This window comes from Amycolatopsis lexingtonensis, from assembly GCF_014873755.1.
In the GTDB taxonomy this organism is placed as follows: Bacteria; Actinomycetota; Actinomycetes; order Mycobacteriales; family Pseudonocardiaceae; genus Amycolatopsis; species Amycolatopsis lexingtonensis.
Window position 1 is genome coordinate 1457260 of record NZ_JADBEG010000001.1, and the last position, 26767, is coordinate 1484026.

Annotated in this window: 29 protein-coding genes and 1 pseudogene; 17 read left to right on the forward strand and 13 right to left on the reverse strand. The window is 70.5% G+C overall.

Features of this window, described 5'->3' with window-relative positions; genetic code table 11:
- Positions 1-72 precede the first annotated feature (72 nt).
- Complete coding sequence (locus H4696_RS07105) at positions 73-1866, reverse strand: sigma-54-dependent Fis family transcriptional regulator (protein WP_086863145.1); 1794 nt, start codon at positions 1864-1866, stop codon at positions 73-75.
- Between the two features lie 138 nt (positions 1867-2004).
- Here H4696_RS07105 and H4696_RS07110 point away from each other — a divergent pair, with 138 nt between their 5' ends.
- The 10 genes from H4696_RS07110 (at position 2005) to H4696_RS07155 (ending at position 11447) form a co-directional block, all read left to right on the forward strand.
- On the forward strand, positions 2005-2244 hold the full coding sequence (locus tag H4696_RS07110; protein WP_086863146.1) for a hypothetical protein: 240 nt from the start codon (positions 2005-2007) through the stop codon (positions 2242-2244).
- A gap of 106 nt (positions 2245-2350) precedes the next feature.
- Positions 2351-4003, forward strand: a complete 1653-nt coding sequence (locus tag H4696_RS07115) for a ferritin family protein (protein WP_086863147.1) — start codon at positions 2351-2353, stop codon at positions 4001-4003.
- 84 nt (positions 4004-4087) lie between these two features.
- Positions 4088-5116 (forward strand): NADH:ubiquinone reductase (Na(+)-transporting) subunit F, encoded by a 1029-nt coding sequence (locus H4696_RS07120; RefSeq protein ID WP_086863148.1) that lies wholly within the window; start codon positions 4088-4090, stop codon positions 5114-5116.
- Between the two features lie 8 nt (positions 5117-5124).
- A complete protein-coding gene (locus H4696_RS07125) occupies positions 5125-6294 on the forward strand; it encodes a ferritin family protein (protein ID WP_086863149.1) in 1170 nt (389 codons plus the stop codon).
- On the forward strand, positions 6291-6662 hold the full coding sequence (gene mimD, locus H4696_RS07130) for a propane 2-monooxygenase effector subunit MimD (RefSeq protein ID WP_086863150.1): 372 nt from the start codon (positions 6291-6293) through the stop codon (positions 6660-6662). The genes H4696_RS07125 and mimD overlap by 4 nt, the downstream gene beginning before the upstream one ends.
- Positions 6663-6698: 36 nt before the next feature.
- Complete coding sequence (locus H4696_RS07135) at positions 6699-7736, forward strand: amidohydrolase family protein (protein WP_086863151.1); 1038 nt, start codon at positions 6699-6701, stop codon at positions 7734-7736.
- A complete protein-coding gene (locus tag H4696_RS07140) occupies positions 7733-8431 on the forward strand; it encodes an iron-sulfur cluster assembly protein (RefSeq protein WP_192782123.1) in 699 nt (232 codons plus the stop codon). Before H4696_RS07135 ends, H4696_RS07140 begins: the two co-directional genes overlap by 4 nt.
- The gene (locus H4696_RS07145; protein ID WP_086865442.1) at positions 8428-9453 is read left to right on the forward strand and encodes an NAD(P)-dependent alcohol dehydrogenase; all 1026 of its coding nucleotides are present in this window, start codon (positions 8428-8430) and stop codon (positions 9451-9453) included. Before H4696_RS07140 ends, H4696_RS07145 begins: the two co-directional genes overlap by 4 nt.
- Positions 9454-9463: 10 nt before the next feature.
- Positions 9464-11155 (forward strand): chaperonin GroEL, encoded by a 1692-nt coding sequence (gene groL / locus H4696_RS07150; protein ID WP_086865441.1) that lies wholly within the window; start codon positions 9464-9466, stop codon positions 11153-11155.
- 103 nt (positions 11156-11258) lie between these two features.
- Positions 11259-11447 (forward strand): hypothetical protein, encoded by a 189-nt coding sequence (locus tag H4696_RS07155; protein ID WP_192782124.1) that lies wholly within the window; start codon positions 11259-11261, stop codon positions 11445-11447.
- A gap of 12 nt (positions 11448-11459) precedes the next feature.
- On the opposite strand, the gene H4696_RS07160 is transcribed toward H4696_RS07155, so the two are convergent.
- On the reverse strand, positions 11460-12059 hold the full coding sequence (locus H4696_RS07160; RefSeq protein WP_086865506.1) for a hypothetical protein: 600 nt from the start codon (positions 12057-12059) through the stop codon (positions 11460-11462).
- Positions 12060-12203: 144 nt separating this feature from the next.
- Between H4696_RS07160 and H4696_RS07165 the strand changes: the two genes are divergently transcribed.
- Genes H4696_RS07165 through H4696_RS07175 form a run of 3 tightly spaced genes read left to right on the forward strand, consistent with a single transcriptional unit; the run spans position 12204 to position 13807 of the window.
- Positions 12204-12860 carry a GNAT family N-acetyltransferase gene (locus H4696_RS07165; protein ID WP_225955616.1) on the forward strand — a complete coding sequence of 219 codons (657 nt, stop codon included), beginning with the start codon at positions 12204-12206 and terminating at the stop codon, positions 12858-12860.
- Complete coding sequence (locus tag H4696_RS07170) at positions 12793-13314, forward strand: LmrA/YxaF family transcription factor (RefSeq protein WP_264086317.1); 522 nt, start codon at positions 12793-12795, stop codon at positions 13312-13314. The genes H4696_RS07165 and H4696_RS07170 overlap by 68 nt, the downstream gene beginning before the upstream one ends.
- A 1-nt stretch (position 13315) precedes the next feature.
- Complete coding sequence (locus H4696_RS07175) at positions 13316-13807, forward strand: GNAT family N-acetyltransferase (protein ID WP_249027290.1); 492 nt, start codon at positions 13316-13318, stop codon at positions 13805-13807.
- Here the strand turns inward: H4696_RS07175 and H4696_RS07180 are convergent.
- Positions 13804-14934, reverse strand: coding sequence for an epoxide hydrolase family protein (locus H4696_RS07180; RefSeq protein WP_086865509.1), 1131 nt, complete (start codon positions 14932-14934; stop codon positions 13804-13806). The two genes, H4696_RS07175 and H4696_RS07180, sit on opposite strands and share 4 nt — an antisense overlap.
- Before the next feature lie 62 nt (positions 14935-14996).
- Between H4696_RS07180 and H4696_RS07185 the strand changes: the two genes are divergently transcribed.
- Entirely contained in the window at positions 14997-15929 is a 933-nt protein-coding gene (locus tag H4696_RS07185; protein WP_192782125.1) for a helix-turn-helix transcriptional regulator, read from the forward strand.
- A 55-nt stretch (positions 15930-15984) separates the two neighbouring features.
- Here the strand turns inward: H4696_RS07185 and H4696_RS07190 are convergent, their stop codons facing one another.
- Entirely contained in the window at positions 15985-17193 is a 1209-nt protein-coding gene (locus tag H4696_RS07190; RefSeq protein ID WP_420831555.1) for an HNH endonuclease signature motif containing protein, read from the reverse strand.
- A 382-nt stretch (positions 17194-17575) separates the two neighbouring features.
- A complete protein-coding gene (locus H4696_RS07195) occupies positions 17576-18136 on the reverse strand; it encodes a hypothetical protein (protein WP_086865413.1) in 561 nt (186 codons plus the stop codon).
- A gap of 131 nt (positions 18137-18267) precedes the next feature.
- Between H4696_RS07195 and H4696_RS07200 the strand changes: the two are divergent.
- Positions 18268-18621, forward strand: a pseudogene (locus H4696_RS07200) (IS982 family transposase); the annotation flags it as partial.
- A 94-nt stretch (positions 18622-18715) separates the two neighbouring features.
- Here H4696_RS07200 and H4696_RS07205 read toward each other — a convergent pair.
- Genes H4696_RS07205 through H4696_RS07215 form a run of 3 tightly spaced genes read right to left on the reverse strand, consistent with a single transcriptional unit; the run spans position 18716 to position 20965 of the window.
- On the reverse strand, positions 18716-19474 hold the full coding sequence (locus tag H4696_RS07205; protein WP_086865419.1) for an SDR family NAD(P)-dependent oxidoreductase: 759 nt from the start codon (positions 19472-19474) through the stop codon (positions 18716-18718).
- A 22-nt stretch (positions 19475-19496) separates the two neighbouring features.
- The gene (locus H4696_RS07210) at positions 19497-20480 is read right to left on the reverse strand and encodes a glutathione S-transferase family protein (RefSeq protein ID WP_086865414.1); all 984 of its coding nucleotides are present in this window, start codon (positions 20478-20480) and stop codon (positions 19497-19499) included.
- Positions 20477-20965: a MarR family winged helix-turn-helix transcriptional regulator gene (locus H4696_RS07215; RefSeq protein ID WP_086865415.1), complete on the reverse strand. Its 489-nt coding sequence runs from the start codon at positions 20963-20965 to the stop codon at positions 20477-20479. The genes H4696_RS07210 and H4696_RS07215 overlap by 4 nt, the downstream gene beginning before the upstream one ends.
- Positions 20966-21073: 108 nt before the next feature.
- Between H4696_RS07215 and H4696_RS07220 the strand changes: the two genes are divergently transcribed.
- Positions 21074-21631, forward strand: a complete 558-nt coding sequence (locus tag H4696_RS07220) for a YceI family protein (RefSeq protein WP_086865416.1) — start codon at positions 21074-21076, stop codon at positions 21629-21631.
- 21 nt (positions 21632-21652) lie between these two features.
- Here H4696_RS07220 and H4696_RS07225 read toward each other — a convergent pair whose 3' ends face one another.
- Positions 21653-22264, reverse strand: a complete 612-nt coding sequence (locus H4696_RS07225) for a TetR/AcrR family transcriptional regulator (protein ID WP_086865417.1) — start codon at positions 22262-22264, stop codon at positions 21653-21655.
- Positions 22265-22358: 94 nt separating this feature from the next.
- On the opposite strand from H4696_RS07225, the gene H4696_RS07230 reads away from it, so the two are divergent.
- A complete protein-coding gene (locus tag H4696_RS07230) occupies positions 22359-22742 on the forward strand; it encodes an ATP-binding protein (RefSeq protein ID WP_086865418.1) in 384 nt (127 codons plus the stop codon).
- A gap of 433 nt (positions 22743-23175) precedes the next feature.
- Here H4696_RS07230 and H4696_RS50680 read toward each other — a convergent pair whose 3' ends face one another.
- From H4696_RS50680 to H4696_RS07250, 4 genes are all read right to left on the reverse strand, one after another.
- On the reverse strand, positions 23176-26064 hold the full coding sequence (locus tag H4696_RS50680; protein WP_192782127.1) for a helix-turn-helix transcriptional regulator: 2889 nt from the start codon (positions 26062-26064) through the stop codon (positions 23176-23178).
- Between the two features lie 69 nt (positions 26065-26133).
- Positions 26134-26307 (reverse strand): hypothetical protein, encoded by a 174-nt coding sequence (locus tag H4696_RS07240; protein ID WP_158104460.1) that lies wholly within the window; start codon positions 26305-26307, stop codon positions 26134-26136.
- A 44-nt stretch (positions 26308-26351) separates the two neighbouring features.
- The gene (locus H4696_RS07245; protein WP_158104459.1) at positions 26352-26522 is read right to left on the reverse strand and encodes a hypothetical protein; all 171 of its coding nucleotides are present in this window, start codon (positions 26520-26522) and stop codon (positions 26352-26354) included.
- A gap of 39 nt (positions 26523-26561) precedes the next feature.
- A complete protein-coding gene (locus tag H4696_RS07250; protein WP_192782128.1) occupies positions 26562-26741 on the reverse strand; it encodes a hypothetical protein in 180 nt (59 codons plus the stop codon).
- Between the last annotated feature and the right edge of the window lie 26 nt (positions 26742-26767).

Genomic DNA, 26767 nt, shown 5'->3' on the forward strand with positions numbered 1-26767 from the left:
CATTCAAGACGCTGGCGCAAGGGTGCGGACCGCGCCGACGCGATTCGGCCGGAGGTCGCGCGGCGGGGCCCGTCAGCGTGTCGGGGGAACGATGCCGTACTCGTGGATCTTCCGGTAGATCGTCGCCCGTGAGATGCCCAGCAGCTTCGCCGCCCGGACCTTGTTGCCGTCCGCGTCTTCGAGACAACGCACGATCGCGTCGCGCTCGATCGACTCGAAGCGGTTCAGTGGGCGGCGGGCGACCGCGTGGAACTCCGCCGGGAGGTCGCCGGGGCGGATGCTGCCCGCGCGGCGGCGCTGGGCCACCTTGCGCAGCACCGCGTACAGCTGGCCGGTGTTGCCCGGCCACTCCGCGCGCATCAGCAGGTGCAGGGCCGCCGCCGAACAGGTCAGCCGTCCGCCGTAGCCGAGTTTGCTCAGGACCAGGGGGACGAGCTCCGCCAGGTCCTCGACGTGGTGGCGCAGCGGCGGTACCCGGACGGTGCGCGGGAACGCCTTGAGCAGCTCGGCCAGCGCCGGCTCGGTCTCCGCCTCGGGGACCAGCGTGAGGACGACCCAAGGGGCGGCGGGGCCTTCGCGCAGCCGCCGCAGGACCGCGGCCAGCGCGTTTGCCGCCGGGGCCGTCAGCCGGTCGGCGTGGCGGATCACCAGCGTGCGGATCGGGGCCGCGGCGTGCTCGCTCAGCAGGGCGTCGCCGTCCAGGGCGTCGGCCGCGTCGACGGAGACCAGGCGGGCCGCCGGGTGGTGGCGCTGGTGCAGACCCTTCGCCAGGGTCAGCTTGCCGGTGCCCGGCTCGCCCTCCAGCGCCACCCACTCGCCGCGCTGGTGACCGGCGTCCAGCTCGTGCCCGCAGCGCAGCCACAGCGGCGCCGAACCGACCACGCCCGGCAGGTACATCGGCAGCATCGGTGTCGACGCCGCCAGCGTCTCGTCCGCTTCGATCAGCTTCACCGACAGGACGCCGCCCGCGGTGTCGGTCTCGCGCTGGCCCGGGACGCGGCGGCAGAACACGCGTACCCGCAGGCCGCTGGACAGCGACAGCGTCGCCGGGGTCCGCCGTCCTTCGGCCAGCGCCTCCGTGGCGTGGCCCAGCAGCACCGACTGGTCGGCCGGGTCGAGCAGCTGCCGGGCCCGGTCGTTCATCATCACGATGTCGTCGTTGAACGCCAGCACGATGCCCGTCCACCGGCGGCACGTCTGCAGGTAGGCCTGGAAGAGGATCATCTCGCGCAGGTCGCTGTGCCGCAGCAGGGCCTGGCGGATCTGCTCGGCCGTCGAGCGGGCCAGCGCGATGAGCAGGCCGCCCGCGTCCTTGTGCCAGCAGGTGAGGTCGACCGCGCCGATCTTCTTGCCGGAGATCGGGTGGTGGATCGGCACGCCCGCGCACGCGAGGTTCTCCAGGTGCTCGGCGTAGTGCTCGTGGCCGAACACCGTCGTCGCGCGGCCGTCCTCCAGCGCGGTGCCGATGCCGTTGGTCCCGACGGACTGCTCGCCGTAGCTGAACCCCGGCACCAGCTCGACGCGCTCCAGGTGCCGCCGCAGGTCGGCGTCGCCGGTCCGCTGGGTGAGCACGACGCCGGCCGGGTCGGTGAGGATGAGGCTGATCGGCTGGCCGTCGAACTGCTCGCCGAGCTTGTGCAGCACCGGTTCCGCGCCGCGCATCAGCGGGATGTCGAGGTTCTGGTCGCCGAGGTAGAGCGGGTCGATCCGGTCGGCCTCGACGCGGAACTCCCGCGAGCGCCGCCACGAGGCCAGGATCGTCTGGCGCACGACGCCGGGGGACACCGTTTCGGCGGTCAGGAAACGCACCCGGGTGCGGGCGAGCTCGTCGTCGGCGAGCAGGGTTCCGGGCGCGTTCTCGTCCACGTGACCTCCAGCTTCCCGCGGCCCACGTGGGTGCGGGCACACCCGTTGTGCCGCCCGTCCAGCCTAAGCGTCTCCTGCCTTCGCCGGTGTCTCAAATTGAGACGCCCCGCACCCACGGGGCGGCGGTGCCATGGGTGCATGGCCGCCGAAACGTACAACCCCTGGACGATCGTCAACCTGGTCTTCACCCACCTGGCCGAGGCGGGCCTGCACCCGACCCTCGGCGCGGAAGGCCACCCCGGAGAACCCGCCGCCGCGCTCCTGCGCGCGCTCGGCGTCGTCCCGACCGTCGAGGGCGACGCGCGCGTGCAGGCCGGCGTCCACGAAGAGCTCGCCGCGCTGCGCACGCGGATGCTCGGCGCGAACGAAACGCCCTGAGCAGCGGTTCTGTCTCAGATTGAGACCCGCGTCACCTCCGGGCGCCCCTTCAATGGTCAACGCAGGACGCCCCGGGCGGCGAGCCACGGATACAAGGAGCTGATCCATGAGTCGCCAGAGTGTGGCGAAAGCCCACCAGAAGATCCAGGAACTGTCGTGGGAACCGGCGTACCACACCCCGGTCTCGCACTACGGCACCGACTACACCTTCCAGAAGGCCAAGAAGAAGGACCCGCTGAAGCAGGTCCTCCGCTCGTACTTCCCGATGCAGGAGGAAAAGGACCACCGGGTCTACGGCGCCGAGGATGGCGCGATCCGCGGCAACATGTTCCGCCAGGTCCAGGAACGCTGGCTGGAGTGGCAGAAGCTGTTCCTCTCGATCATCCCGCTGCCGGAGATCTCCGCGGCCCGCGCGATGCCGCTGCTGTTCCGCACGGTCCCGAACCCGGAACTGCACAACGGCCAGGCGATCCAGATGATCGACGAGGTCCGCCACTCGACGATCCAGCAGAACCTCAAGCGCCTGTACATGCAGAACTACATCGACCCGGCGGGCTTCAACTCGAGCCTGCGCAACTTCCAGAACGACTACTGCGGCACCATCGGCCGCCAGTTCGCCGAAGGCTTCATCACCGGTGACGCCATCACCGCGGCGAGCATCTACCTGACCATCGTCGCCGAAACGGCGTTCACGAACACGTTGTTCGTCGCCATGCCGGCCGAAGCCGCCGCGAACGGCGACTACCTGCTGCCCACGGTGTTCCACTCGGTGCAGTCCGACGAATCCCGGCACATCAGCAACGGGTACGCGACGCTGCTGATGGCGTTGTCGGACGAAAGCAACCACCAGCTGCTCGAACGCGACCTGCGGTACGCGTGGTGGAACAACCACGCCGTCGTCGACGCGGCGATCGGCACGTTCATCGAATACGGCACCAAGGACCGCCGCAAGGACCGCGAAAGCTACGCGGAAATGTGGCGCCGCTGGATCTACGACGACTACTACCGCTCGTACCTGGTCCCGCTCGAGAAGTACGGGCTCGTCATCCCGCACGACCTCATCGAAGAAGCCTGGAACCGGATCTGGAACAAGGGCTACGTCCACGAGGTCGCGCAGTTCTTCGCCACCGGGTGGCTCGCCAACTACTGGCGGATCGACCCGATGACCGACGAAGACTTCGAGTGGTTCGAGTACAAGTACCCGGGCTGGTACGACAAGTACGGCAAGTGGTGGGAGAACTACGCCCGCCTCGCGACGCCGAACGGGCACCACCCGATCGTCGCCGAAGGCGTCGGCTACGTGTACCCGCACCGGTGCTGGACGTGCATGGTGCCGTGCCTCATCCGCGAGGACATGGTGGTCGACGAGGTCGACGGCCAGCACCGGACGTACTGCTCGGAGACGTGCCGCTGGACCGACGCGGAGGCGTTCCGGCCCACCTACCAGGGCCGCAACACCCCGAACATGGGCCAGTTGGTCGGCGCCCGCGAGTGGGAGACGCTCTACCACGGCTGGAACTGGGCCGACGTCGTCTCCGACATGGGTTTCGTGCGCGACGACGGCAAGACCATGGTCGCGCAGCCGCATCTGAACCTCGACCCGAAGAAGATGTGGACGCTCGACCACCTGCGCCGGATGCCCGAGGTGCAGTCGCCGAACGTGCTCCTCAACCAGATGACCGACGAGCAGCGCGCCGCCTTCGTGGCCGACTACAACCGCCAGGGCCCGGCCGGGCGCCCGGCGCCGCAGCAGGCCTGACACGACCACTAGGGCGGCACTTTCACGTGAAAGTGCCGCCCCCAGGTGGGCACTTTCACGTGAAAGTGCCGGAATGGGGCTGGGATGGCGGAAAAGCACCGCGTCCGGTTCGAGCCGGTCGGGATCGAAATCGACGTCGACGAGGACACCACGATCCTGCGCGCCGCCGCCGAGCAGGGCGTCATGCTCATGCACGGCTGCAAGGAAGGGCAGTGCGCGGCCTGCAAGTCGTTCATCCTCGACGGCGACGACGTCGAACACGACCGGTATTCGACCTTCGCGCTCCCCGACTACGAAAAGGAGGAAGGCTTCACGCTGCTGTGCCGGGCCCACGCCTACGAGGACCTCACGATCGAGCTGCTCAACTACGACGAGGAGATGATCCAGTCCGGGCTGCCGATCCAGGAGGCGACCGTCGAGGTCGTTTCGAACGAGCACGTCACGCACGACCTGCGGCACCTGGTGGTGCGGCTCGACGAGGAACTGAAGTTCTTCCCCGGGCAGTACCTGGACTTCGCGGTCCCGGGCACCGACGAGACGCGCTCGTTCTCGATGGCCAACACCTCGGCGCGCGACGGGCTGCTCGAGTTCGTCATCAAGATCTACCCCGACGGGCTGTTCTCCCGGTTCCTCGATGCCGAAGTCGCGGTCGGCGACCGGTTGCGGGTGACCGGCCCGTTCGGGGTGTTCACTCTCCGGGACAACCCGGGCGCGGACCTCGTCTTCGTCGGCGGCGGCGCCGGCATGGCGCCGATCCTGGCGCTGCTGCGGTCGATGGCCGAGCGCGGCCTCGACCGGAAGGCGGTCTTCTACTACGGCGCCCGCCGCCGCCACGACCTCTGCTTCGAGGCCGAACTGCGGGAGCTGGAGGAGAAACTGCCGGGCTTCCGTTACGTACCGGCGCTTTCCGAGCCGGGTGACGACGACTGGACCGGCGAGACCGGCTTCGTCACCGACGTCCTGCGCCAAGCCGGCCTCGACCTGACCGGAGCCGACGCCTACGTCTGCGGGCCGCCGCCGATGGTGGAAGCCGCGCTGGAACTGCTGCCCGCGCTCGGCGTCGCCGACAAGCGCGTCTTCTACGACAAGTTCACCACCACGGGCGAAGGGTAAGGAAACCCATGACAGCCACCCAAGAACGCAGCGTGCCCAAGCCGACGTTCACCGACGCCGAGGCGGGCGCGAAGGTCTTCCCGGACTCCACTGCCCGCCAGTACAACTACTTCACCCCGGCCAAGCGCAAGCAGAGCCACTACGAGGACGTCACCGTCGAGGTCCAGCCCGATCCGCGGCACTACCTGTCCCAGGGCTGGCTGTACGCCTTCGCCGACGGCAAGGCCGGCTACCCGCTGGAGTGGACCGCGCTGAAGGCGTGGGGCTCGGACCGCCCGGTGCCCGAGCGCGGTCCCGGGTCGGGCGGCAAGGGCTACGACTGGCCGGCCCACGGCTGGCACGAGTTCCGCGACCCGAACGAGGAGTGGGAGCTCACCCTCTACCGGTACAACGCGAACGTCGTGCGCCAGCTCAACCAGAACATCGACGCCGCGCGCCAGGCCAAGGCGTTCGAGCAGTGGAACCGCAACTGGGTCGAGTTCGTCGCCAAGCACGTCGGCGCGTGGATGCACGTCGACCACGGCCTCGGCCTGTACCTGTTCGCCAACGCCAACCGCCGCGCGCCGACGAACATGCACAACAACGCGATCTCGGTGAACAGCATGCACCGGATCCGCGCGGCGCAGGACCTGGCGCTGTACAACCTGACCCTCACCGAGGAGGTCGAGGGCTTCGACGGCACGGCCCACCTGGCCACCTGGAACGAGGACCCGGCCTGGCAGGGCGTGCGCGAGACCGCCGAGCAGCTGACCGGGATCTGGGACTGGGGCGAGGCGGTCTTCGCCGCGAACGTCGTGTTCGAACCCCTCGTCGGCGAGCTGTTCCGCAGCAACCTGGTGCAGCAGGCCGCGCCGGCCAACGGCGACTTCGTCACCCCGACGCTGATCGGCGCCGAGGAGTTCGACTTCTCCGAACGCGACCTCCGCTACACCAAGTCGCTGTACCACCTGCTGATCAACGACAAGGAGTTCGCCGACCACAACAAGGCGTTGCTGCAGAAGTGGCTCGAGGACTGGGTGCCGAAGTGCATCGCCGCGGCCCGCGCGCTGCAGCCGCTGTGGTCGCAGCCCGACGCCAAGCCGATCCGGTTCGAGGACGGGCTCGACCGCGTGAAGAGCCGGTTCGCCGGAATCCTGTCCGAACTGGGTCTCAAGGCACCCGAGGAGCTGGGCCAGTGACTGTCTTCAAAACCGCGGAAAGCCCGTACAAGGCCGACAACACCGCGTCCAACATGTGCGGCTTCACCCTGATGAACAACCAGGTCGGCGCGATCATCGCCGAGGTCATGGCCGCCAAGGACAACGTGACCGTGACGCCGCTGCCCTCGATGATCCGCGTCGACGCGGTCGGCCGGACGGACGTGGTCTACGCCGAGGTCGACGAGGCCGCCGGCGAGGAGGAGGGCTGGTTCAACGCGGCCGAGTTCGAGGAGAGCATGTCCACCCACTACGGGCGGATGATCCACGAAGACGACCGAACCATCATGTTCGCCAATCCCGAGGACGCGGCGGAATATCTCGACTTCGACCTCAAGCCTATTCGCTAGGAAACCAGCACTCGGTCCGGCTCAGGAGGATCAACCATGTACGAAAAAGACGGCGAAAAATACTTCGTGGTGGACGCCCACACCCACTTCTGGGACGCGAGCCCGGACAACTGGGTCAAGGGGCAGGAGGAATACGCCAAGGGCTGGATCGAGTGCTTCCACGCCTACCAGGGCCTCGGCCCGAAGGAGACGCACTGGCCGATCGACCGGTTCCAGAAGTACTCCGAGGAACTGATGATGCACGACCTGTTCGAGGTCGGGCACGTCGACACCGCCATCTTCCAGCCGACGAACCTGCGGCAGTGGTACAAGAACGGCTTCAACACCACCGAGGCCGACGCGGCGCTCGCCGAGAAGCACCCCGGCAAGTTCCTCGTCAACACCACGTTCGACCCGCGAGAAGGCGACGCGGGGATGAGGGCGTTCGAAGAACGCGTCAAGCGCTACGGCTGCAAGGGCGTCAAGCTCTACACCGCGGAGTGGTACGGCGATTCCCGTGGCTGGAGCCTCAAGGACCCGGAAGCCGCGCGCTACCTCGAGAAGTGCGAGGAGCTCGGCGTCAAGAACATCCACGTCCACAAGGGACCGACGATCTGGCCGCTGGACAAGGACGCGTTCGACGTGTCCGATGTGGACCACGTGGCGACGAACTTCCAGGGCCTCAACTTCATCGTCGAGCACGTCGGCCTGCCGCGCATCGAGGACTTCTGCTTCATGGCCACCCAGGAGCGGAACGTCTACGCGGGGCTGGCCGTCGTGGTCGGCGGCCTGATGCACGCCCGGCCGAAGTTCTTCGCGAAGGTCATGGGCGAGCTGATGTTCTGGCTCGGCGAGGACAAGCTGGTCTTCGGCGCTGACTACGCCATCTGGGAACCCAAGTGGCAGGTCGAGGGCTTCGTCGACTGGAACATGCCGGGCGACGACGAGCTGTCGGACTTCCCGCCGCTGACGGTCGACCAGAAGAAGAAGATCCTCGGGCTGAACGCCGCGCGGCTCTACGACATCGACGTCCCCGAGGAGCTGAAGCTCGCGAACCCGGAGAACGTCGAGCCGGTCGGCGTGCCGAACTCATGACCACCCTGGTGCTCGGTGCCCGCGCCGCCGTGTGGGCGGCGCTGGGCACCGTCCGCGATCCCGAACTGGACGAACCCCTCACCGACCTCGGGTTCGTCGCCCGCTGCGAGGTGGACGACGCGGGCCACGCCGTCATCCGGCTGCGGCTGCCGACGTACTTCTGCGCGCCCAACTTCGCGTTCCTCATGGTGGCGGACGCCTACGATGCCGTGGCCGGGGTGCCGGGCCTGACCGGGCTCGACATCAAGCTGGACGACCACTTCGCCTCGGACGTCATCAACCGCGGAGTGGCGGCCCGGCAGGGGTTCGTCGCTTCGTTCGAGGGCGAGGCCGCCGACGAACTCGACACGCTGCGGTACGACTTCGTCCGCAAGGCGGTGCTGGCCGGCACCGACCGCGTGTGCCGGTCCCTGGCCGGGCGTGACCCGACGTCGCTGACCCTCGGCGAGGTCCCGCCGAGCCCGGACCTCGACCGGCTGCGGGCCCGCCGCCGCGAGCTGGGCCTGCCCGCCGGCGACGGCGACCCGCTGCTGCTCGACCCGGCGACCGGGCTCGCGGTCGCCCCCGCCGACGCGAAGCGCCACCTGGCGTTCGCCCGGCTCACCCGCACCAGCATGGAGGCCAATTCCGGCGTGTGCCGCGGCATGTTGCGTGCTCGGTACTCGCTGGCCGAAGACGAGGAGGGCACGGGATGAAGGCCGTGCGGCTGCAGAAGTACCACCAGCACCCGGTGATCGAAGACGTCCCGGAGCCGCGCGCGACCGGACCCTTCGACGTCGTGGTCAAGATCGGCGGCGCCGGCGTGTGCCGCACCGACCTGCACATCATCGAAGAGCAGTGGGCCGAGAAGTCCGGCGTCGCGCTGCCGTACACGATCGGCCACGAGAACGCCGGCTGGGTGCACGAGGTCGGCCCGGCGGTGACCAACGTCGAGGTCGGGGACACGGTCATCCTGCACCCGACGCCGACGTGCGGGCTGTGCCACGCCTGCCGCGCGGGCGACGACATGCACTGTCCGAACGGGACGTTTCCGGGCATCAACACCGATGGCGGGATGGCGGAGTACCTGCTGACGTCGGCGCGGGCGTGCATCAAGCTCGACCCGTCGACCCAGCCGTCCGACGTGGCGGCGCTCGCCGATGCCGGGATCACCGCCTACCACGCGGTGCGCAAGTCCGTGCCGCTGCTGTATCCGGGCACGACGTGCGTCGTCAACGGCGCCGGCGGCCTCGGGCACATCGGCATCCAGTCGCTTCGTGCGTTGACGGCTGCTCGGGTGATCGTGGTGGACCGCAACGCCGACGCGCTCGAGCTGGCTTCGACGCTGGGCGCCGACGAAACCGTGCTGGCCGACGGCAAGCAGGTCGACGCGGTGCTTGACCTGACCGGTGGCAACGGTGCCGAGGTCGTGCTCGACTTCGTCGCCGAGCAGGGCGCCCAGCAGGACGCGTTCGCGATGACCCGGCGCGCCGGGTCGCACTTCGTCATCGGCTACGGCTCGAACATCGAAATCCCGACGATCGACATCATCTCCACCGAGCGCAACATCATCGGCAACCTGGTCGGCACCTACAACGACCTCGTGGAGCTGATGGTGCTGGCGCAGGCCGGGAAGGTCACGCTGCACACGAAGAAGTACCCCCTGGACGCGGCGCTCGACGCGCTGGCCGACCTCGACGCCGGGCGCGTGCGCGGCCGGGCCATCCTCACCCCCTAGGAGCAGGCACATGGCGAAGGAACTGCGGTTCGGCTCGGACGCCCGCGACCTGCTGCTGTCGGGCGTCGACAAGCTGGCGGAAGCGGTCAAGTCCACGTTGGGTCCCAAGGGCCGCAACGTGATCATCGAGAAGATCACCGGTTCGCCGGTGGTCACCAACGACGGCGTCACCATCGCGCGCGAGATCCACCTGAAGAACCAGTTCGAGAACATGGGCGCGCAGCTGGTCAAGGAAGCGGCGATCAAGACCAACGACGTCGTCGGCGACGGCACCACCACGGCGACCGTGCTCGCCCAGGCGATCGTCCACGAAGGCATGCGGGCGATCTCCGGCGGCGGCAACCCGGTGCTCGTCAAGCGCGGCATCGACCACGCCGTCGGCCTGCTGGTGGCGCACCTGGAGAAGCAGGCGCACCCGGTGGTGTCCGAACAGGACTACGCGCGGGTGGCCGCGATCTCGGCCAACGACGACGACGCCGTCGGCGCCGTCATCGCGAAGGCCCTGCACACCGTCGGCGACGGCGGCGTGGTGACGGTCGAGGAGTCGCCGTCGATCGGGATGAGCGTCGACTTCGTCGAAGGGTTCGAGTTCGACAACGGCTACCTCTCGCCGTACCTGGTCACCGACCCGGGCCGGCTGGAGGCGGTGCTCGACGACCCCTACATCCTGATGTGCGCGGAGAAGATCACCAAGGTGCAGCAGCTGATGCCGTTGCTGGACAAGGTGATGCGCGCGCCGAGGCCGTTGGTGGTGATCGGCGAGACGGTCGAGGGCACGGCGTTGTCCATGCTGGTGCACAACCACATGAACGGCACGTTCCAGTCGGTCGCGATCCGCGCCCCCGGCTTCGGCGACCGGCGGCTGCACAAGCTGGAGGACCTGGCCGCGATCGTCGGCGGCGCGGTCCTTTCGCGACAGTCCGGGTTCACGATGGAGACGATGACGCTGGAGCACCTGGGCCGGGCCAAGCAGGTCCGCGTCACCGAGAACCGCACGACGATCGTCGGCGGCGCGGGCTCTTCGGAAGCGGTGGACTTCCGCGTCGGCCAGCTGCGCGCGGAACTGGAACGCGCCCAGTTCGGCGTCGACGAAGACGTACTGACCGAGCGCATCGGCGCCCTGACCGGCAAGGTCGCGGTGGTCCACGTCGGCGCGGCGACCCCGGCGGAGCTGAAGGAGCTGCAGCACCGGGTCGAGGACGCGCTCTCGGCCACTCGCGCGGCGATGGCCGAAGGCATCGTGGCCGGCGGGGGAGCGGCGCTGCTGCACGCCGAGAAGGCGCTGGAAGGCCTCGGTCTCGAAGGCGACCAGGCGGTCGGCGTGGAGATCGTCCGGCGGGCGCTGGCCGAACCGGCGTTCCTCATCGCCCACAACGCGGGCCACCCGGCGCACGAGATCGTGGCGCGCACCCGCGAACTGGGCGAAGACGAAGGCTTCGACGCCCTGCACGACCGCTACGGCGACATGATCGCGATGGGTGTGGTGGATCCGCTGCGCGTCTGCCGCTCGGCGGTGCAGAACGGCGCTTCGGTGGCGGGCCTGCTGCTGACGACGAACTCCCTCATCGCCGAGGAACAGACCCCGTGGGGTGGCAGTGCGGCGCTGATGACGGAGTTCGGGCCGCTGGACGAGGGCTTGCACCAGCCTTCGCCGGACGCGAGCACCCCGCAGTCTCTCGGAATGGGTCCCTCCGTCGGCTGAGCGCGCGCCGCGGAGATCGAAGGTCCCCCTATCGGCGTCCTGAGCCGCCGTTGGGGGGACCTTCCCCGTGCGCGGGGCGCGCGGCGGTGCCACCCTGGTGATCATGACGCACTACGTTCTCGCGCAGACGGTGGCGGCGGTCGGGGAGTTCGAGGCCAAGGGCTTCCTCGGCACGGTGGGCAAGATCGCCGCCGCGACGGTGATCTTCTTCATCGCGATCGGCTTGGTCGTGGGCTTGCTGCTGGGCTTCTTCATCGGCCGCTCGGTCGGGCGGCGGCAGGGCCCGCGCTGACGCCAGGCCGGTTCAGGGGGCGAGGCCGTGCCGGGCGAGTTCGCGGCCGGCGAGTTCCTCGATGACGTCCCGGTCCCGCTCCCGCCAGCCGGTGGCCACGTTGGTCCCGGAAGCCAGGCGCCGCAACGGTTGCGTGGTCAAGGCCCGCAGCGCGAGCAGGTCGAGGCCTTCGTCCCCGAGCTCCCGCAGCCGGGCGGCGGCGGTCGCGTGACGGGCGAAGTGCCAGCGCAGCGGGAGCCAGGTCACGACGAGCGTGAGCACGGGCAGCACGACGATGATCGCCGCCATCCACCACGCGAGGCTCTCCACGGCTTCGATCTGCCAGCGGCCGGCGTCGGCGAGCTGGTTGCCGACGGTGGAGCCGCCGTGCAGGGCGTTCGCGAGCGCGTCGCCGACGAGCGGGATGCCGCCGGCGGAGTTCGCGGCGCCGTCGAACGTGCCGCGCAGCCCCGTGCCGGCGTTGACGAGCCCGTCGCCGGGGGCGCGCAGCTTCATCACCTGGTCGTACACCGAGGTGGCCAGCCACACCGCGAAGACGACGAGCAGCAGGGCGAGCAAGTCGCTGACGAGCTGGGCGGTGCGGCGGATCGGCCGTTCGGCGTAGAGCTGCATCGAGGACGCCTTTCGCGGTGGGGGAGCGCGGCCACGGCAACGTACCCGCGTGGCTGAAGCGCGAATCCCTCCGGTCGGAGCCTCGAATCGATCTATGACAGCCGTCATAGTGTGCTGGCGGCCACAACGTGCTCTCATAGGACTATGACCACCGTCATAGACATCCGCGAAGCGGGCGACGCCGATCGTGACCGCGTCGGCGCGCTGGTCGCGGCCTGCTCACCGGCCAGCCTGCGGCGCCGCTTCCTCATGGGCGGTCCCGCCGAGCCGGCCGAGGTCTTCCGGCGCTACCAGCGCTTCCTGCTCGCGGGACCGCCGGCCGGTGCCGCGCTGCTCGCCTTCCGGGACGGCACCCCGGTCGGCCTGCTCAACTTCGTCTCGGAAACCCCGGGCACGGCCGAAATCGGCGTCCTGGTCGCCGACGCGTGGCAGCGGCAGGGGATCGGCAGTGCGCTGAGCCGGTGGCTGTGGGCGTCCGGGCGGTGGCCGGGCTGGACCGTGCGGGCCACCGTCCAAGCCGGAAACACCGGAGCCGAAGCGCTGCTGCTGGGGCAGGGCTTCCGGCCGGTGCCGTCGTACGAGCGGGGCGAGCGCGACTTCGCACTGGCCGTCCCCGACTGGGCTATCATGACGGACGTCATGAAGGAGGCAGCCGATGACGAGGACGCCGCGCGAGCGGATGGTGCTCAGCGCCGCGCAACTGGTGCGGATCCACGGTGTCGGGGCGACCGGCATGCGGGACGTGGCCGTGCACGCCGAAGCCCCGCGGGGCTCCCTGCAGCACTACTTCCCGGGCGGTAAGGACCAGCTGATCGCCGAAGCGGTCGCGTGGGCGGGCGATTACGCCGCCCGGCGGGTGGCGCGCGTCCTCACCAAGATCGAGGACCCGACGCCCGGCAAGCTCTTCGCGGCGATGGCCGGCCAGTGGCGCGACCAGTTCACCGACGACGGCTTCGACGCGGGCTGCCCCCTGGTCGCGACGGTCGCCGACACCGCGGCCACCAGCGACAGCCTCCGCGAAGCGGTCGGCAAGGCCTTCGACGGCTGGCAGCGCCCGGTCGCCACCGCCCTCGAGCAGCTGGGCGTCCCGCCGTCCCGCAGCGCCTCGCTGGCGGTGCTCATGCTCAGCACGCTGGAGGGCGCGATCGTCCTGGCCCGGGCCCACCGGGACGTCGCGCCGCTCGAGACGGTGGTCGAGGAACTGCGCCCGTTGCTGGACGGCGCCGTCGACCGGCGGCGCCGCCGCGAAATCTGACGTGTACGCGCTGATGCCGTCCCACCTCGGGACCGGGCGCCTGCTCCTGCGCCCGTGGGCCGAGGCGGACGCCGGGGACCTGCGCGCCCTGCACGCCGAACGCGGAAAGGGAACGCCCGCGCTCGGGGAGATGCGGGACCTCATCGCGAAGATGTCGGCCGCTACAACGGGGATCGCCCTGATGCCCGTCGAACGCCGTGCCGAAGGCGACTTCATCGGCTATTGCGGGCTGATCGTCGGCCGCGCCACCCTCGAGGAACCCGAGATCGCGTACGAGCTGTTCCGGCGCGCGCACGGAAACGGTTACGCCACCGAGGCGGCCGCCGCGGTGGTCGAAGCCGCGGCGGCGACCGGGCGGAAGCGCCTCTGGGCGACTGTCGGTGCGGAGAACACGCCGTCGTTGCGTGTCCTCGAAAAACTCGGGTTCGCGCGGGATCACGTGTCCACAGAAGACAGTGGCGAGGTCGTCTGGCTGACCCGCTCGCTGCGTTAAAGCTCCCGGAAGAACTCCCGGATGTCGCGCACCAGCACGTCCGGCGCCTGCAGCGACGCGAAGTGCCCGCCGTCGTCGTACTCCGACCACCGCGTCACCGTGTTCGACAGCTCGGCCAGCCCGCGGAGCGCGTGGTCGCCCCGGAAGTTCGCCACCGCCGTCGGGACTCCGGACGGGGCCGGGCGCTCGCCCCAGCCGTCCTGGGCCGCTTCCAGGTAGAGGCGCGCCGCCGAGCCCGCGGTGCCGGTAAGCCAGAAGATCGTCACGTCGGTCAGGATCGCGTCCCACGACACCGGCGCCTGTCGCGTCGCCGACGGGTCCCAGTCCACGAACCACTCCAGGTTCCACGCGAGCTGCCCCACGGGCGAATCGTTGAGCGCGTACGCCAGCGTCTGCGGCCGGGTGGCCATCTGCGTCGCGTAGCCCGAGTGCGCATACCACCAGACCTCGTTCTCCCGCGCGCGTTTCCGGTCCTCTTCGGACAGTCGCTCGAGGTCGCCCGGCGCGGTAGGCACCCCGGCGTTCGCGACGGCGTTGACGTGCACCCCGATGACCGACGTCGGCGCGACGCGGCCCAGCTCCGGCGAGACGATGCTGCCGAAGTCGCCGCCCTGGGCGCCGTAGCGCTCGTAGCCCAGCCGCCGCATCAGCTCGGCCCACGCCCGGGCCGTGCGGCGCGTGTTCCAGCCCGGCTCGGCCGTCGGGCCGGAGAACGCGAAACCGGGGACCGAAGGGGCGACGACGTGGAACGCGTCGGCCGGGTCGCCGCCGTGGGCGCGCGGGTCGGTGAGCGGGCCGAGAACGTCGAGTAAGTCGGCGACCGTGCTCGGCCAGCCGTGGGTCAGGATCAGCGGCGTCGCGCCGGGTTCGGGGGAGCGGACGTGGAGGAAGTGCACGCGCTGGCCGTCGATCGTGGTCGTGAACTGCGGGAACGCGTTGAGCCGCGCTTCCCGCGCGCGCCAGTCGAAGCCGTCGCGCCAGTATTCCGCCAGCTCACGGAGGTACGGCTCGCTGACGCCGTAGCCCCAGCCCACGCCGGGCAGCTCACCCGGCCAGCGGGTGCGGGCGAGGCGGTGGTGCAGCTCGTCGAGGTCGGCCTGCGGGACGTCGATGCGGAAGGGATCCATGTCCGGCACCCTCTCGCCCGAGTAGGACAGGAGCTGTCCTCGACGTCCGGCAGACTCGCACCATGCGCGAAACCCGCCTGCTCCGCCTGCTGTCGCTGCTCCAGCTGCGCCGCGACTGGTCAGGCACCGAGCTGGCCGAACGTCTCGGCGTGACGACCCGCACGATCCGCCGCGACGTCGACCGCCTGCGCGAGCTGGGCTACCCGGTGCACGCGGCGATGGGCCCGGTCGGCGGCTACCGCCTCGGCGCCGGCGCCGAACTCCCGCCGCTGCTGCTCGACGACGACGAAGCGGTCGCGGTGGTGGTCGGCCTGCACGCCGGCGGCGTCTCGGGCCTGGAAGAGGCGTCGCTGCGGGCGCTGACGAAGGTCGAGCAGGTCCTGCCGTCCCGGCTGCGTCACCGCGTGGCGGCACTGGAAGCGAGCGTCCTGGCACTCCCGGCCCGCGGCCCGGTGGTGGCGGCGGACGTCCTCACCGCGGTGTCGGCGGCGATCCGCGCGGCCGAAACCCTCCGCTTCGACTACGTGAGCCACGACGGCCGCGAGTCCCGCCGCGCGATCGAACCGCACCGCCTGGTGTCGTGGGGCCGCCGCTGGTACCTGGTCGGCTGGGACCCCGAGCGCGCGGACTGGCGGACGTTCCGCGCGGACCGCCTGACCCCGCGCACCCCCAACGGCCCCCGCTTCAGCCCCCGCGAACCCCCGGACGGCGATCTCACGGCGTACCTCAAGCGCACGATGGGCCGGGACATGTGGCCGCTGCGCGCCCGGCTGAAGCTCTACGCGCCGGCGTCCGCACTGGCCGGCCGGGTGGAGGGCGAGCTGACGCCGATCGATGAGGGGACGTGCCGGCTGGAGCTGGCTTCGGACTCGTACGACATCGTGGCGTTCGTGGTGGGGATGCTCGACGTGCCGTTCGTGGTGGAGTCCCCACCGGAACTGGCCGAACGGCTCGCGGTGCTGGCCTCGCGGTACGCGTCGGCGGCCGGCGGGTGAGAGGGTTGGGCGTGGGTGTAGGCCCGTAGCCCGTGGCTGCGGGCCTGTCCCGTGTTCAGGCTGCGAATGGCAGGGGCTGATGCAGGTTGTTGCGTCTGGGTTTTCGGCGTTTGTCCAAGAACCGCGGCGGTAGAAATTCGGGGTGGCCGTCGGTGGCGATGCGGACCTGCCAGCCGGAGCGGTGCAGGAGCCGGTGGTGGTGGCCGCAGAGCAGGACCAGGTTCGCCAGGTCGGTCAAGCCGCCCTCGGACCAGTGGTGGATGTGGTGGCCCTGGCAGTGCCGGGGTGGGCGGTGGCAGCCGGGGAAGGCGCAGCCGCGGTCGCGCAGGAACAAGGCGCGGCGCAGTCCGGCTGAGATGAGGCGGCGGGCGCGGCCGAGGTTCAGCGGTTCGCTGGCGGAGCCGAGGACCGCGGGGATGAGGGTGCAGTCGCAGGCGTGGATCCGGGCCTCGGCGGCCGAGATCAGACCGGTGTCGCCCAGGGTCGCCGTGCCGAGTCCGGAGCGCAGGTCGGTGAGGGAGACCGCGACCATCACGTGGACGCGTTCCCCGGCTTGGGTGGGCAACTCTGGGGAGTTGAGTGCCAGGTCGACTGCGTCGGAGAAGGCGTCGCCGTAGCGTTCCTGCGGGGACCGGAAGTCCCCGCCGTCGTCGGCGGTGCGGCGCTCGGCCAGCGCGTCAAGCAGCGCGCTGGCGCGGGTGCCGGTCTCATCGTCGAAGCGGCCGGTGAGTTCCCAGGTGCCAGTGCGTTTGCGGCGCAGCGAGAGTTCCCGCACGGGAGTGGCGGGCTCGGCATCCCGAGGGGCGGTGCCATCGGGGTCGAGGTGGGCCAGGATCCGGGCACCGAGGGCTGCGACCTGTTTGTGGCCGCCCTCGGCAGCGAAGGCCAGCAGGTCCGCTTCCGCGGTCTCGCGGTGCTTGGCGGGGATGCGGGAGACGGCATCGATGATGGTGTCGATCATCGGGGTGCTCAACCGGCCGGCCAGCGCAGCGATACCGGTGGCCGGGGCAACGGCGGGGGTGGCGTCGAGAGAGTGGGCGGGGTGCAAAGCCTGGGCTCGCTTGACGACCTTGTCGGCGGCGGCGCGCGGGAGGTCGGCGAGATGCTCCAGCAACCGGGCGGCGGAACGGTAGCCGAACAGTTCCAGCGCACCACGGGATTCGATTTCCACCAGCAGCGCACCGATTTCCGCTTCGGCGGACCGCACCACGGTGAGCAGCGAAACGAGGCGGTCGGCCAGGGCCTCCGCGTCCGCTTGCCACACCGTTTCTCTGTCCACACACCAAGATTACCGACGTTCGATCATCTGTTCATCACTCGAAGGGGCGGTGTGCGGCGAGCCGGAGCCAGGTTTGCCGGGCGTGGCGGGCCAGTCGGCCGCGGCGGAGGGGCGCGGGGTGGTCGGGCCGGGCGTGCATCTGTGTCCAGGCGGTGAGTTCTGTGGCGAGGCGAACGATGACCCGCCTGCCGGCGAGATCGAGCAAACCGGTCGGCGCGGCCACCCACGCCCCGTCACGAACCTCACCGTCGGCGTGGCAGGCGGGTGTCCACACGCGCACGGGGATTCGGTGTGCCGCCGCCGGAATCGGGTGCACGGACACCGGCTCGTTGCGCCCGGATGGCCCGGGCCAGACCTGCCAAGGGCATCAGTCGAGCAGGTCCGGCCGGACTCTGGCGATCTCCTGGGTCAACTGCCGGACCGTGGCGATGTTCGGCAGTCTCAGTTCCACGTCCACTTTGGCGTCCGGCAGGGGTTTCACCAGCGCGCTGTGGCGGATCGCGAAACGGCCGTCCGCGGGGGTGAATACGAGGGCCGACCGTACGGGCTTCGAGTTCGGGTCGCTCTCGGCCGGCGGGCGCGGTTCCCGGCCGCGCACGGCACGCAACTCCTCCCACGCGATCAGGCCGGATTTGCGACCGGCTCGCCACCACAGTCCACGTTGGTCGGCGACGAAGCGGTGCATGCGGGGGAAGAAGCCCATCATCACCAGCAGGCCGCCCAGCGCGAACGCGCCGAAGAGGAACGACGCGGCGGCCGGAGGAAGGTTCTTCGCTCTCGACGAAGCTGACGGATGCCCGACGTCCGGGAAGACGGCGGCCAATCCGAAGAGGACGAACATGGCCAGCCCGCCGATGAACAGCCACCGGCCGGTCCGGTATTCGATGACGGGCGTCTCAGGGTCGGGGGACCATGTCTGTTCGGGCACGGACGGCAGCGTAGTCGAAGGCGGCTCCGGCAGTGGGGGTTTCGCGACCTGCGCCCCGGAGCGCGCTCGACGAGCAATGCGTGAGTCCGGGTGGTGGCCGGAGACGGGCGAAGGGTGTCCAAGACCGGTTTGTGACGACAGACCTGAACACCCTTCTCACCGCACTCTACGTCAAGATCGACGACCACCTCGCAGGCTGGCGTCGAACGGGCAGACCTCCGAGGCCCGCTGGCTGGCGGCCGAGACGATCGTCGACTCCCACCCCGGTCGAATGCGGCCGATCCCGGCCCACCGTGAAACGCTCGGAGCTGGCCGGCTGGGCCAAGTACGGCTACTGCCGCTCCCACTCGCGCTGGTTCTGGGGACTGCGGCTGCACCTGGTCTGCACCCCGGCCGGGCTCCCCGTCGCCTGGGCCCTGGCTGACCCGAAGGTCGACGAGCGGCAGGTGCTCGCGGCGATCTGCGACCACGAACCCCGCCTGCTCACCGAACGTACGCGTCGCCCAACCGCGCCACCGGCCAGCCTGTCACCCGGTCCCTGACCGCCTACGACCACTGACCGAGTCACGCATTACTCGTTTAGGTGTGCGTCCCGCCGTCCACGCGGATCTCCGTGCCCGTGATGAACTCGCCGTCGTCCGAAGCCAGCATCGCCACCACGCCCGCCACCGCCTCGGGGCGGGCCACCGCGTTGCCGACCTCCGTGGTCAGCCCGGTCGGGAGGATCGGCAGCAGGCGGCCGAACAGCGTGAAGTCGACGTCCTGGGGCAGCCAGCTCGCCGCCGAATCCGTGATCCCGCTCTTCACGCTCCCCGGCGCGACGCTCACCGCGCGCAGGCCCTGCTTGGCGTACTCCAGCGCCAGCGAGTGCGTGAACGCCTGGATCCCGCCCTTGCTCGCGCAGTACGCCGCCATGTACGGGTGGGCGAACGAAGCCGACGTCGAGCTGAAGTTCACCACCACGCCCTTGCCGGAAGCCAGCAGGGCGGGCAGCGCCGCGCGGGTCACCAGGAACGTGCCGGTCAGGTTGACCGCGAGCACCCGGTTCCACAGCTCCAGCGACGTCTCGTGCGTGTGCGACGCCAGCAGGATGCCCGCCGCGTTGACCAGGACGTCGAGACCGCCGAGGGTCTCGATCGCCGAAGCCACGCCGTCGGCCACCGCGGCCTCGTCGGCGACGTCCATCGTCAGCTTCTCCGGCACCGGCAGGTCGTCGAGGCCCTTGACGTCGGTGGCGACGACCCGCGCTCCCTCCTCCAGCAGGCGGAGCGTGGTGGCCCGGCCGATGCCGGAACCGGCGCCGGTGACGAGGATCCGGCGATCGCGCAGGCGTTCCATGGCGATCACCGTAGCCAAGAACTCAGAGCGCGGGCATCCTCTCCGCTTCCGGCGGCGGGCCCGGCGGGGTGCCGTCGCCGAACGGGCGGCCGCCGAGCTGCTCGCGGTCGTGCGGGGTCAGCCAGCCCGAGACGTCCGGGCCGAGCGGGACGATCCCGGTCGGGTTCACGTTCTTGTGCACCACGTAGTAGTGCTCCTTGATCTGCGGGAAGTCGATCGTGTCGCCGAACCCGGGCGTCTGGAACAGGTCGCGCGTGTACGCCCACAGCACCGGCAGCTCGGTGAGCTTCTGCCGGTTGCACTTGAAGTGGCCGTGGTAGACCGCGTCGAACCGGACGAGCGTGGTGAACAGCCGGACGTCGGCCTCGGTGATCGTGTCGCCGACCAGGTAACGCTGGTCCGCGAGCCGCTCCGACAGCCAGTCCAGGCGGGCGAACAGCTTGCGGTAGGAGTGCTCGTACGCTTCCTGGGACCGGGCGAACCCGCACTGGTACACCGCGTTGTTGACGTCGGTGAACACCTTCTGCGCGACGTCGTCGATCTCGTCGCGCAGCTTCTCCGGGTACAGCTCGGGCGCGCCCTCGCGGTGGTAGGCGGTCCACTCGGTGGACATGTCGAGGGTCATCTGCGCGAAGTCGTTGGTGACGACCTTCCCGCTGGGGACGTCGACGAACGCGGGCACCGTGATGCCGCGCGGGTACTCCGGGTCGCGCTTGAAGAACGCCTCCTGCAGGCGCTCGATGCCGAGCACCGGGTCGCGGCCGTCCGGGTCCAGGTCGAAGCTCCAGCTCCGCTCGTCGTGCACCGGCCCGGCGATGCCCATGGACAGCGCGGGCTCCAGGCCCAGCAGCCGCCGGACGATCACCGCGCGGTTGGCCCACGGGCAGGCACGCGCGACGATCAGCCGGTAGCGGCCCGGTTCGACCGGCCAGCCGTCACGGCCGTCGGCGGTGATGCGGTCCGGGAGGTAGTTCAGGTCCCGCTGGTACTCGCCCTTGTCGCTCATCGCGTCCTCGGCTCCTCGTCGGTCGGGGGAGCGGCGTCGAGCGCCGCGGCCAGCCGGGCCAGCACCGGACCGGCCGTCCGGATGTCTTCGGCGCTCAGGTGGTCGAACACCGAAGCCCGGACGCGGGCCAGGTGGCTCGGGTAGGCCGCCTCCAGTCTGGCCAATCCGGCGTCGGTCAGCACGGCGTTGGACGCGCGCCCGTCCTCCTCGCAGCGCCGCTTCTCGACCAGCCCGCGGCGGGCGAGGTCGTCGACCACCCGGCTGATCCGGCTGAGCGACAACGCGGTCGCCGCCGCCAGCGCGGAGATGCGGAGCAGGCGATCCGGTGCCTCCGACAGCGAGACGAGCACGCCGTAATCGCTGATCGTGAGGCCGGTCTCCGGCAGGAACCGGTCTTCCAGCGCGCGCGGGAGTACGGTCGTGACGCGGATCAGCGACCGCCAGAACGCGGCTTCCCCGGTGTCGAGCGCGGACAGATCACCCATACCGGCGACTCTACCGAAAGCTTGCTTGCGCAACCAGCCAAAGTGAGTACAGTGTCGTTGAACCCTCAATCAATCGGGGGTCGCCACCACGAGGAGAGAAGACCAAAGATGACCAGCGCGACCACCTACCCCCAGCTGACCGGCGAATACACCCTCGACGCCGCCCACTCGCGGATCGGGTTCGTCGCCCGGCACGCCATGGTGACCAAGGTGCGCGGCAGCTTCAACGAGTTCACCGGTGCCGCCACGATCGACGGCGACGCGCCGGAGAAGTCGAGCGTCCAGGTGACCATCCAGGCGCACAGCATCGACACCCGCAACGCGGACCGCGACGGGCACCTGAAGAGCAACGACTTCCTGTCGATGGACGAGTACCCGCAGATCACCTTCACCTCGACCGAGATCAAGCAGACCGGCGACACCAGCTTCGACGTCACCGGTGACCTGACCATCAAGGACGTCACCCGCTCGGTGACCGTCCCGTTCGAGTTCGAGGGCTCCGCGAAGGACCCGTTCGGCAACGACCGGATCGGCTTCGAGGGCTCCACCACGATCAGCCGCAAGGACTACGGCATCACCTGGAACGCCGCGCTCGAGACCGGTGGCGTGCTGGTGAGCGACAAGGTCACGCTGGAGTTCGAGATCTCCGCGATCAAGTCCGCCTGACGCCGGGAGCGGGAACCGGGCTCACCGGTTCCCGCTCGCCCGCAGGTTCTCGATCCCGACGTCGAGCGCCGCTTCGAGGTGATCGATGCGGCCGGTCGACAGCATCACCACCACGCCGCCCTGGATCCCGGCCAGCAGGGCGGCCGCGGTGCGTTCGGCGTCCAGGTCCGCGGCGACCTCGCCGGCGGCCTGCAGGTGCCGGACGCCGGCCGCGATCTCCTGCCGCCATCGCTCCAGCATGTCGCCGACGACCTTTTGCGCACCGGGGGTTGCGCGGCCCAGCTGCGAGATGAGCACGTTGAGCGGGCAGTGCTGGCCCCGCGCGGTGTAGTGCGAGACGACCGTGTCACGCCAGCGCCGCCAGGCCGCCCACGACGTCAGCTCGCCCAGCTGGGGCTGCTGGGCCGCGATGACCTGGTCCGCTTCGTACCGGGCCACCTCCAGCAGCAGGTCTTCCTTGCCGCCGGGGAAGTAGTGGAAGAGCTGGCTCTTGCTCGTGCCGGTGCGCGCCCGGATGTCGTCCAGCGTCGTGACGGCGACGCCGCGCTCCCGGATCTCCTTCGCGGCCCCTTCGACGATCCGCTTCCGCGTCGCGGCGCCCTTGGGGGTCAGCTGCTTGGTGACTGGACTCACGGGTCCACTCTAGTCCGTTCGGGCGGTTCCGGCCCGAGGACGATTGGCGGGACCCGGGAACGGGGAATCGATTTCCCGGCCCGGGGAGGGAATCATGCTGCTGGACAAGTTCGTCTTCGACGGGGAGCCCGCGCAGGTCGGCCGGGTCCGCGCCTGGGTGCGCGACCGCCTGGCCGCGGCCGAAGAGGTACCGGACGAGGTGACGGCGGACGTCGTGCTGATCGCGGGGGAACTGGCCGCGAACGCCGTCCGCCACGCGACGGGACCGGTGCGCGCGCTGCTGACGTGCGCGGATTCGGCGGTGTGGATCGGCGTCGAGGACGCGGGCGGAGCGGCGTGGTTCGACCCGGCGGCCCCCGACGTGGCCCCGGTCGGCACCGGGCTGAAGCTGATCGCGGCGTGCAGCCGCCGGCGCGGGCACTTCCACCGCGCGGACGGCGGCAAGACGGTCTGGGCGGAGATCCCGATCGGCACCTGAGCGCGGCCGGGATGTCATGAACGAGTCGTTCATGACGTGAGGCGACAGGGCCCCGGCAAAGTTACGCGGCTGGGCCGCTCTGCCGCCGGTGACCCGCTCGCCCGACGTCTTGAATGACTCATTCAGGTCTTCGGAGGTCCTGAATGAGTCATTCAAGACGCTGGTACAACGCTGCGGGCTGCACCGACGCGACTTTGCCGGGACCCTGACGTGAGGCGAGGTGAACGACCCGTTCATGACGCTCTCGGGCCGGTGTTCCCGGTGAGGTCGGGTGGTGCCGGCTGCTGCTGTGGTGTCGCGAATGACTCATTGGGGACCTCCGAGGTCTCCAATGAGTCATTCGCGACCTTGGCGGAGCCGGTGTCACAGGCAGAGGAGCGCGTCTCGACTTTGCCGGGAACCCGCGCCCGGCGCGGTGACGTCCGGGAAGCGGTCAGTGCGGGGTATTGCGCGCGTACTCCGTCAACGCGCTCCGGTTCTGCAAATTCGACTTCGCCATCAAACTTGCCACGTGCTTCTCCACCGTCCGCGGCGAGATGTGCAGCCGCCGGGCGATGTCCTTGTTGCCCATGTTGTCCGCCAGCAGCTGCAGCACCTCGTACTCGCGGACCGTCACCCCCACCGAACGCAGGCCCGCCGGGAGGCGGTCCGAGCCCGTGCGGCGCTGGCCGACCGCGACGCCGGTCTTGCGCAGCAGCCCGCGGCACGCGCTCGCCACCGCCGTCACCTCTGCCTGGTGGAAGTACTCCTCCGCTTCCTTGAGCCACGTCACCGGGTCGCCCCAGCCGTCGGCCGCGGCGGACTCGGCCACCATGCGCAGGCCCAGGTGGCGGCTCATCGGGAACGGGGACGCCGCCTCGATCGCCGCCGTCACCGCTTCGTCGGCCAGGTCCACGGAACCGGCCCGGCCGTGGCGGACCGCGTCGCCCAGCAGGACGAACTGGCGGTTCCAGCGCATGCCGCTCACCGCCGCCGGGGGACGCTCGGGCGGGGCCGTGCCGTCGAGTGCCTCGATCAGCAGCCGCAGGCCGTGCTGGCCCGCCAGGTGGAAGCGGCTCGGCTGGCGCTCATCCAGGGCCAGGACCTGCGCCAGCTCGCGGCGGGCGCGTTCGGCGTCCTCCTCCAGCAGCGAGCAGAACACCTGCGCCAGCCCGACGCTCAGCACCATCTCCTGCGCGCTGTTGCCGCCCTCGGCGCGGAAGTCGTCGAGGGCGGCTTCCATCCGGGGCCGGTCCGCCTGGTGGGCGGCCACCATCGCGCGGGTCATGTGCGTGTACTGCAGCAGCGCCACCAGCCGCAGCCGGCCGAGGACGGCGAGGTTCTCGTCGAGGATCTTCTCGGCCTGCGCGAACTCGCCGCGCATCACCGCGTGCACCGCGCGGCTCGCGTCGACCGCGCAGGTGAGCGTGATCGCGCCGGTGCGCTGGGCCTCCGCGCGGGCGAGGTCGAACGTGCGGACGTCGCCTTCGGCGAGCATCCGGTGCCCGCCGAGGCGGACCAGCACCTGGGTGCGCAGGTGCGTCAGCTGGTGGCGTTCGGCCAGCCGCCGCGCCAATTGCAGGTAGCGCTCGGCCTCCGCCAGGTCCGTCTCCAGTGCCACCATGCCGAGCACCTGCAACGCCTGGCACGACACGAAGGGCACGCCGGCGCGCTCAGCGACCTGCCATGCCTGTTCGGCGAGCTGCCGGGCGCGTTCGGTGTGCGCCGGGCCCGGGATGTCCAGCCACAGCGTCGCTTCGACGGCGTCGAGGGCCGCCTTCTGCTCCTCGGTCATCTCGCCGCCGAGCGGGGCGCGGGCCTGCTCGATCTGGTTGAGGCACTCGTCGTGCCGCCCGCCGATGTAGGCCGCCCAGGCGAGCTGGATGTGCAGGTCGACCGCGCGCTCCAGCCGGCCGATCTCGGCGAAACGAGCGGAAAACTCGACCGCGCGGTCGAACTGCCCGGTCTGCCCGAGCGCGTGCAGCAGGGATTCCAGCGCGTCGGCGCGGTCGTCGGGGCTCGCCGTGGCCAGCAGGTCGACGGCGCGGGTCAGCATGGTCACCGCCGAGTCGGCCGCGCCGCCGTCGAGGGCGCGGCGGCCGGCCTCGGCGAACAGCCGCCCGGCGCCCGGGTGGTCCAGCGCCGTCAGCCGCAGCGCCGCGGCCAGCGCGCACAGCTCGCCGGGCAGGCCCGGGTGCAGCTGCTCGACGGCGTCCGCGGCCCGGCGCGCCAGGTTCGCCTTCGTCGAGGGCACGAGCCGGGCCAGCAGGGCCTCCGCGGTGAGCGGGTGGCGGAAGGCGTACCAGCCGGGCGTGGTCTCGTCGGTGGTGACCAGGTGCGCGGCGACGCTCGCGCTGATGTGGTTGTGCAGCATGCGGTCGTCCATGTCGGTGACCGCCTGCACGACCGACAGCGGGAACCGCCGGCCGAGCACGGCGGCCACCGAAAGCAGCGTTTCGCCGTCCGTGCCGAGTGCGTCGACGCGCGCGGCGATGCTGCTGATCAGCGCCTCCGGCACGCGGGCCTGCAGCTCGCCGACGACCTGCCAGCCGTGCGCGCCGCCGACGAGCAGCCCGTCGGTGACCATGCCGTGCAGCAGTTCCTCGACGACGAACGGCACGCCCTCGCTGTTCTGCCACAACAGGTTCGCGACGGCGGCGGGCACGGCCTCCGGCTCGGTTTCCAGGCAGGCGGCGGCGAACTCGCGGGTGCTCGCGGCGTCGAGGCGGGTCAGTTCGAAGGTGTGGCTGGCCGAGCGCTGCGCCGCCGCCGTCGCGAGCCGGAGCGCTTCGCCCGGTTCGTTGCGCAGGGTGCCGATCAGCATCACGCGGCTCGACGCCAGGTTGTCGACGAGGTATTCGACGATGAACAGGGTTTCGGCGTCCGCGTTGTGCAGGTCTTCCAGCACGATCAGGCAGCCGCCCTCGCGCCCGGCCACCGACAGCAGCCGGAACACCGCCTCGGCCAGGACGAGGAGGTTGCCGTTGTCGTGCGGGCGGTCGCCGCGGTACCAGTCGGGCACGAGCCGGGCGAGCACCGGCACGAGCGGGTCGAGTTCGGGGGCCGCGGGCGGGTGGCCGCCGCGGAAGTGCGACAGCAGGGCCTCGGCCAGCGGCCGGAACGGCACCATCGGGCCGATCGAGCTGGCTCGTCCGCGCAGCACGGGGAGCCCGGTCGCGAGTGCCCGCGCGGCGATGTCGGCGGCGAGCCGGGATTTCCCGATCCCTCCCTCGCCGACAAGGAAGAAGGCCCCACCGTGGTCGGTGCGGGCCTTCTCCAGAGCCTGGGACAGCGCGCCGAGCTCCCTCTCGCGCCCGATCAGGCGCGTCGATCGGATGCCCATCGCGGTCACTATAACCGGACGGACCCCCTCCGGGCGTAGGTCGAAATACCGACGCCCGGGTCCGTCTCACTATCCGGGGAACGCGCCCGTGACGACCGTGATGTCCATCGTCGTCAGGGAGTTCTGGCTGACCCGCGCCGCCTTGCCGGAAAGCGCGTGGTTGCGCGCGCCCGTCCGGGCCGACGTCGGGAGGGTCAAGTCGCCGATCGGGTTGTCCGTGCCGGCGAAGTCGTGCTCGGTCATGCAGGTGGCTCCACTCTCGGTAGTCGTACGGGGTGAAACGGAAGCTATTCGGCGAAGGCGACGGTGAAGACCGGCGTGATGTCGAGGGTGCTCAGGTTGTTCTGGCTCAGCCGCGGTGCCTGGCCGGACAGCGCGCGGTTGCGGGCGCCGGTGCGGGTGGACACCGGCAGGGTCAGGTCGCCGACGGGGTTCTCGGGGAAGTCTTGCTCGGTCATGGGGTTTCGCTTTCGGTGCCGGGGGACGGGGGGAAGGAGTCAGAGAGCGAAGGTGCCGTTGGTGACGACGGTCGGCGAACCGAGCGTGTCGAGCGTGACGCCGGAGCGCCGGGGCCGGGTGCCCGCGAGCGCCTGGTTGCGGGCACCGGCGTGGTTCGCCCGCGGGAGCACCAGGGCGCCGACGGTGGCTTCGGCGGTCTCGGTCGTGGTTTCGCGCATCTGTGGTTCTCTCCTCGTGAGGTGGG

Bases quoted from the DNA above. Each gene is read 5' to 3' on its own strand.
- H4696_RS07110 (WP_086863146.1), top strand. From the start codon at position 2,005: ATGGCCGCCGAAACGTACAACCCCTGGACGATCGTCAACCTGGTCTTC.
- H4696_RS07115 (WP_086863147.1), top strand. From the start codon at position 2,351: ATGAGTCGCCAGAGTGTGGCGAAAGCCCACCAGAAGATCCAGGAACTG.
- H4696_RS07120 (WP_086863148.1), top strand. From the start codon at position 4,088: ATGGCGGAAAAGCACCGCGTCCGGTTCGAGCCGGTCGGGATCGAAATC.
- H4696_RS07125 (WP_086863149.1), top strand. From the start codon at position 5,125: ATGACAGCCACCCAAGAACGCAGCGTGCCCAAGCCGACGTTCACCGAC.
- H4696_RS07135 (WP_086863151.1), top strand. From the start codon at position 6,699: ATGTACGAAAAAGACGGCGAAAAATACTTCGTGGTGGACGCCCACACC.
- H4696_RS07140 (WP_192782123.1), top strand. From the start codon at position 7,733: ATGACCACCCTGGTGCTCGGTGCCCGCGCCGCCGTGTGGGCGGCGCTG.
- H4696_RS07145 (WP_086865442.1), top strand. From the start codon at position 8,428: ATGAAGGCCGTGCGGCTGCAGAAGTACCACCAGCACCCGGTGATCGAA.
- groL (WP_086865441.1), top strand. From the start codon at position 9,464: ATGGCGAAGGAACTGCGGTTCGGCTCGGACGCCCGCGACCTGCTGCTG.
- H4696_RS07155 (WP_192782124.1), top strand. From the start codon at position 11,259: ATGACGCACTACGTTCTCGCGCAGACGGTGGCGGCGGTCGGGGAGTTC.
- H4696_RS07160 (WP_086865506.1), bottom strand. From the start codon at position 12,059: ATGCAGCTCTACGCCGAACGGCCGATCCGCCGCACCGCCCAGCTCGTC.
- H4696_RS07165 (WP_225955616.1), top strand. From the start codon at position 12,204: ATGACCACCGTCATAGACATCCGCGAAGCGGGCGACGCCGATCGTGAC.
- H4696_RS07170 (WP_264086317.1), top strand. From the start codon at position 12,793: ATGCGGGACGTGGCCGTGCACGCCGAAGCCCCGCGGGGCTCCCTGCAG.
- H4696_RS07180 (WP_086865509.1), bottom strand. From the start codon at position 14,934: ATGGATCCCTTCCGCATCGACGTCCCGCAGGCCGACCTCGACGAGCTG.
- H4696_RS07185 (WP_192782125.1), top strand. From the start codon at position 14,997: ATGCGCGAAACCCGCCTGCTCCGCCTGCTGTCGCTGCTCCAGCTGCGC.
- H4696_RS07205 (WP_086865419.1), bottom strand. From the start codon at position 19,474: ATGGAACGCCTGCGCGATCGCCGGATCCTCGTCACCGGCGCCGGTTCC.
- H4696_RS07210 (WP_086865414.1), bottom strand. From the start codon at position 20,480: ATGAGCGACAAGGGCGAGTACCAGCGGGACCTGAACTACCTCCCGGAC.
- H4696_RS07215 (WP_086865415.1), bottom strand. From the start codon at position 20,965: ATGGGTGATCTGTCCGCGCTCGACACCGGGGAAGCCGCGTTCTGGCGG.
- H4696_RS07220 (WP_086865416.1), top strand. From the start codon at position 21,074: ATGACCAGCGCGACCACCTACCCCCAGCTGACCGGCGAATACACCCTC.
- H4696_RS07230 (WP_086865418.1), top strand. From the start codon at position 22,359: ATGCTGCTGGACAAGTTCGTCTTCGACGGGGAGCCCGCGCAGGTCGGC.
- H4696_RS50680 (WP_192782127.1), bottom strand. From the start codon at position 26,064: ATGGGCATCCGATCGACGCGCCTGATCGGGCGCGAGAGGGAGCTCGGC.
- H4696_RS07240 (WP_158104460.1), bottom strand. From the start codon at position 26,307: ATGACCGAGCACGACTTCGCCGGCACGGACAACCCGATCGGCGACTTG.
- H4696_RS07245 (WP_158104459.1), bottom strand. From the start codon at position 26,522: ATGACCGAGCAAGACTTCCCCGAGAACCCCGTCGGCGACCTGACCCTG.
- H4696_RS07250 (WP_192782128.1), bottom strand. From the start codon at position 26,741: ATGCGCGAAACCACGACCGAGACCGCCGAAGCCACCGTCGGCGCCCTG.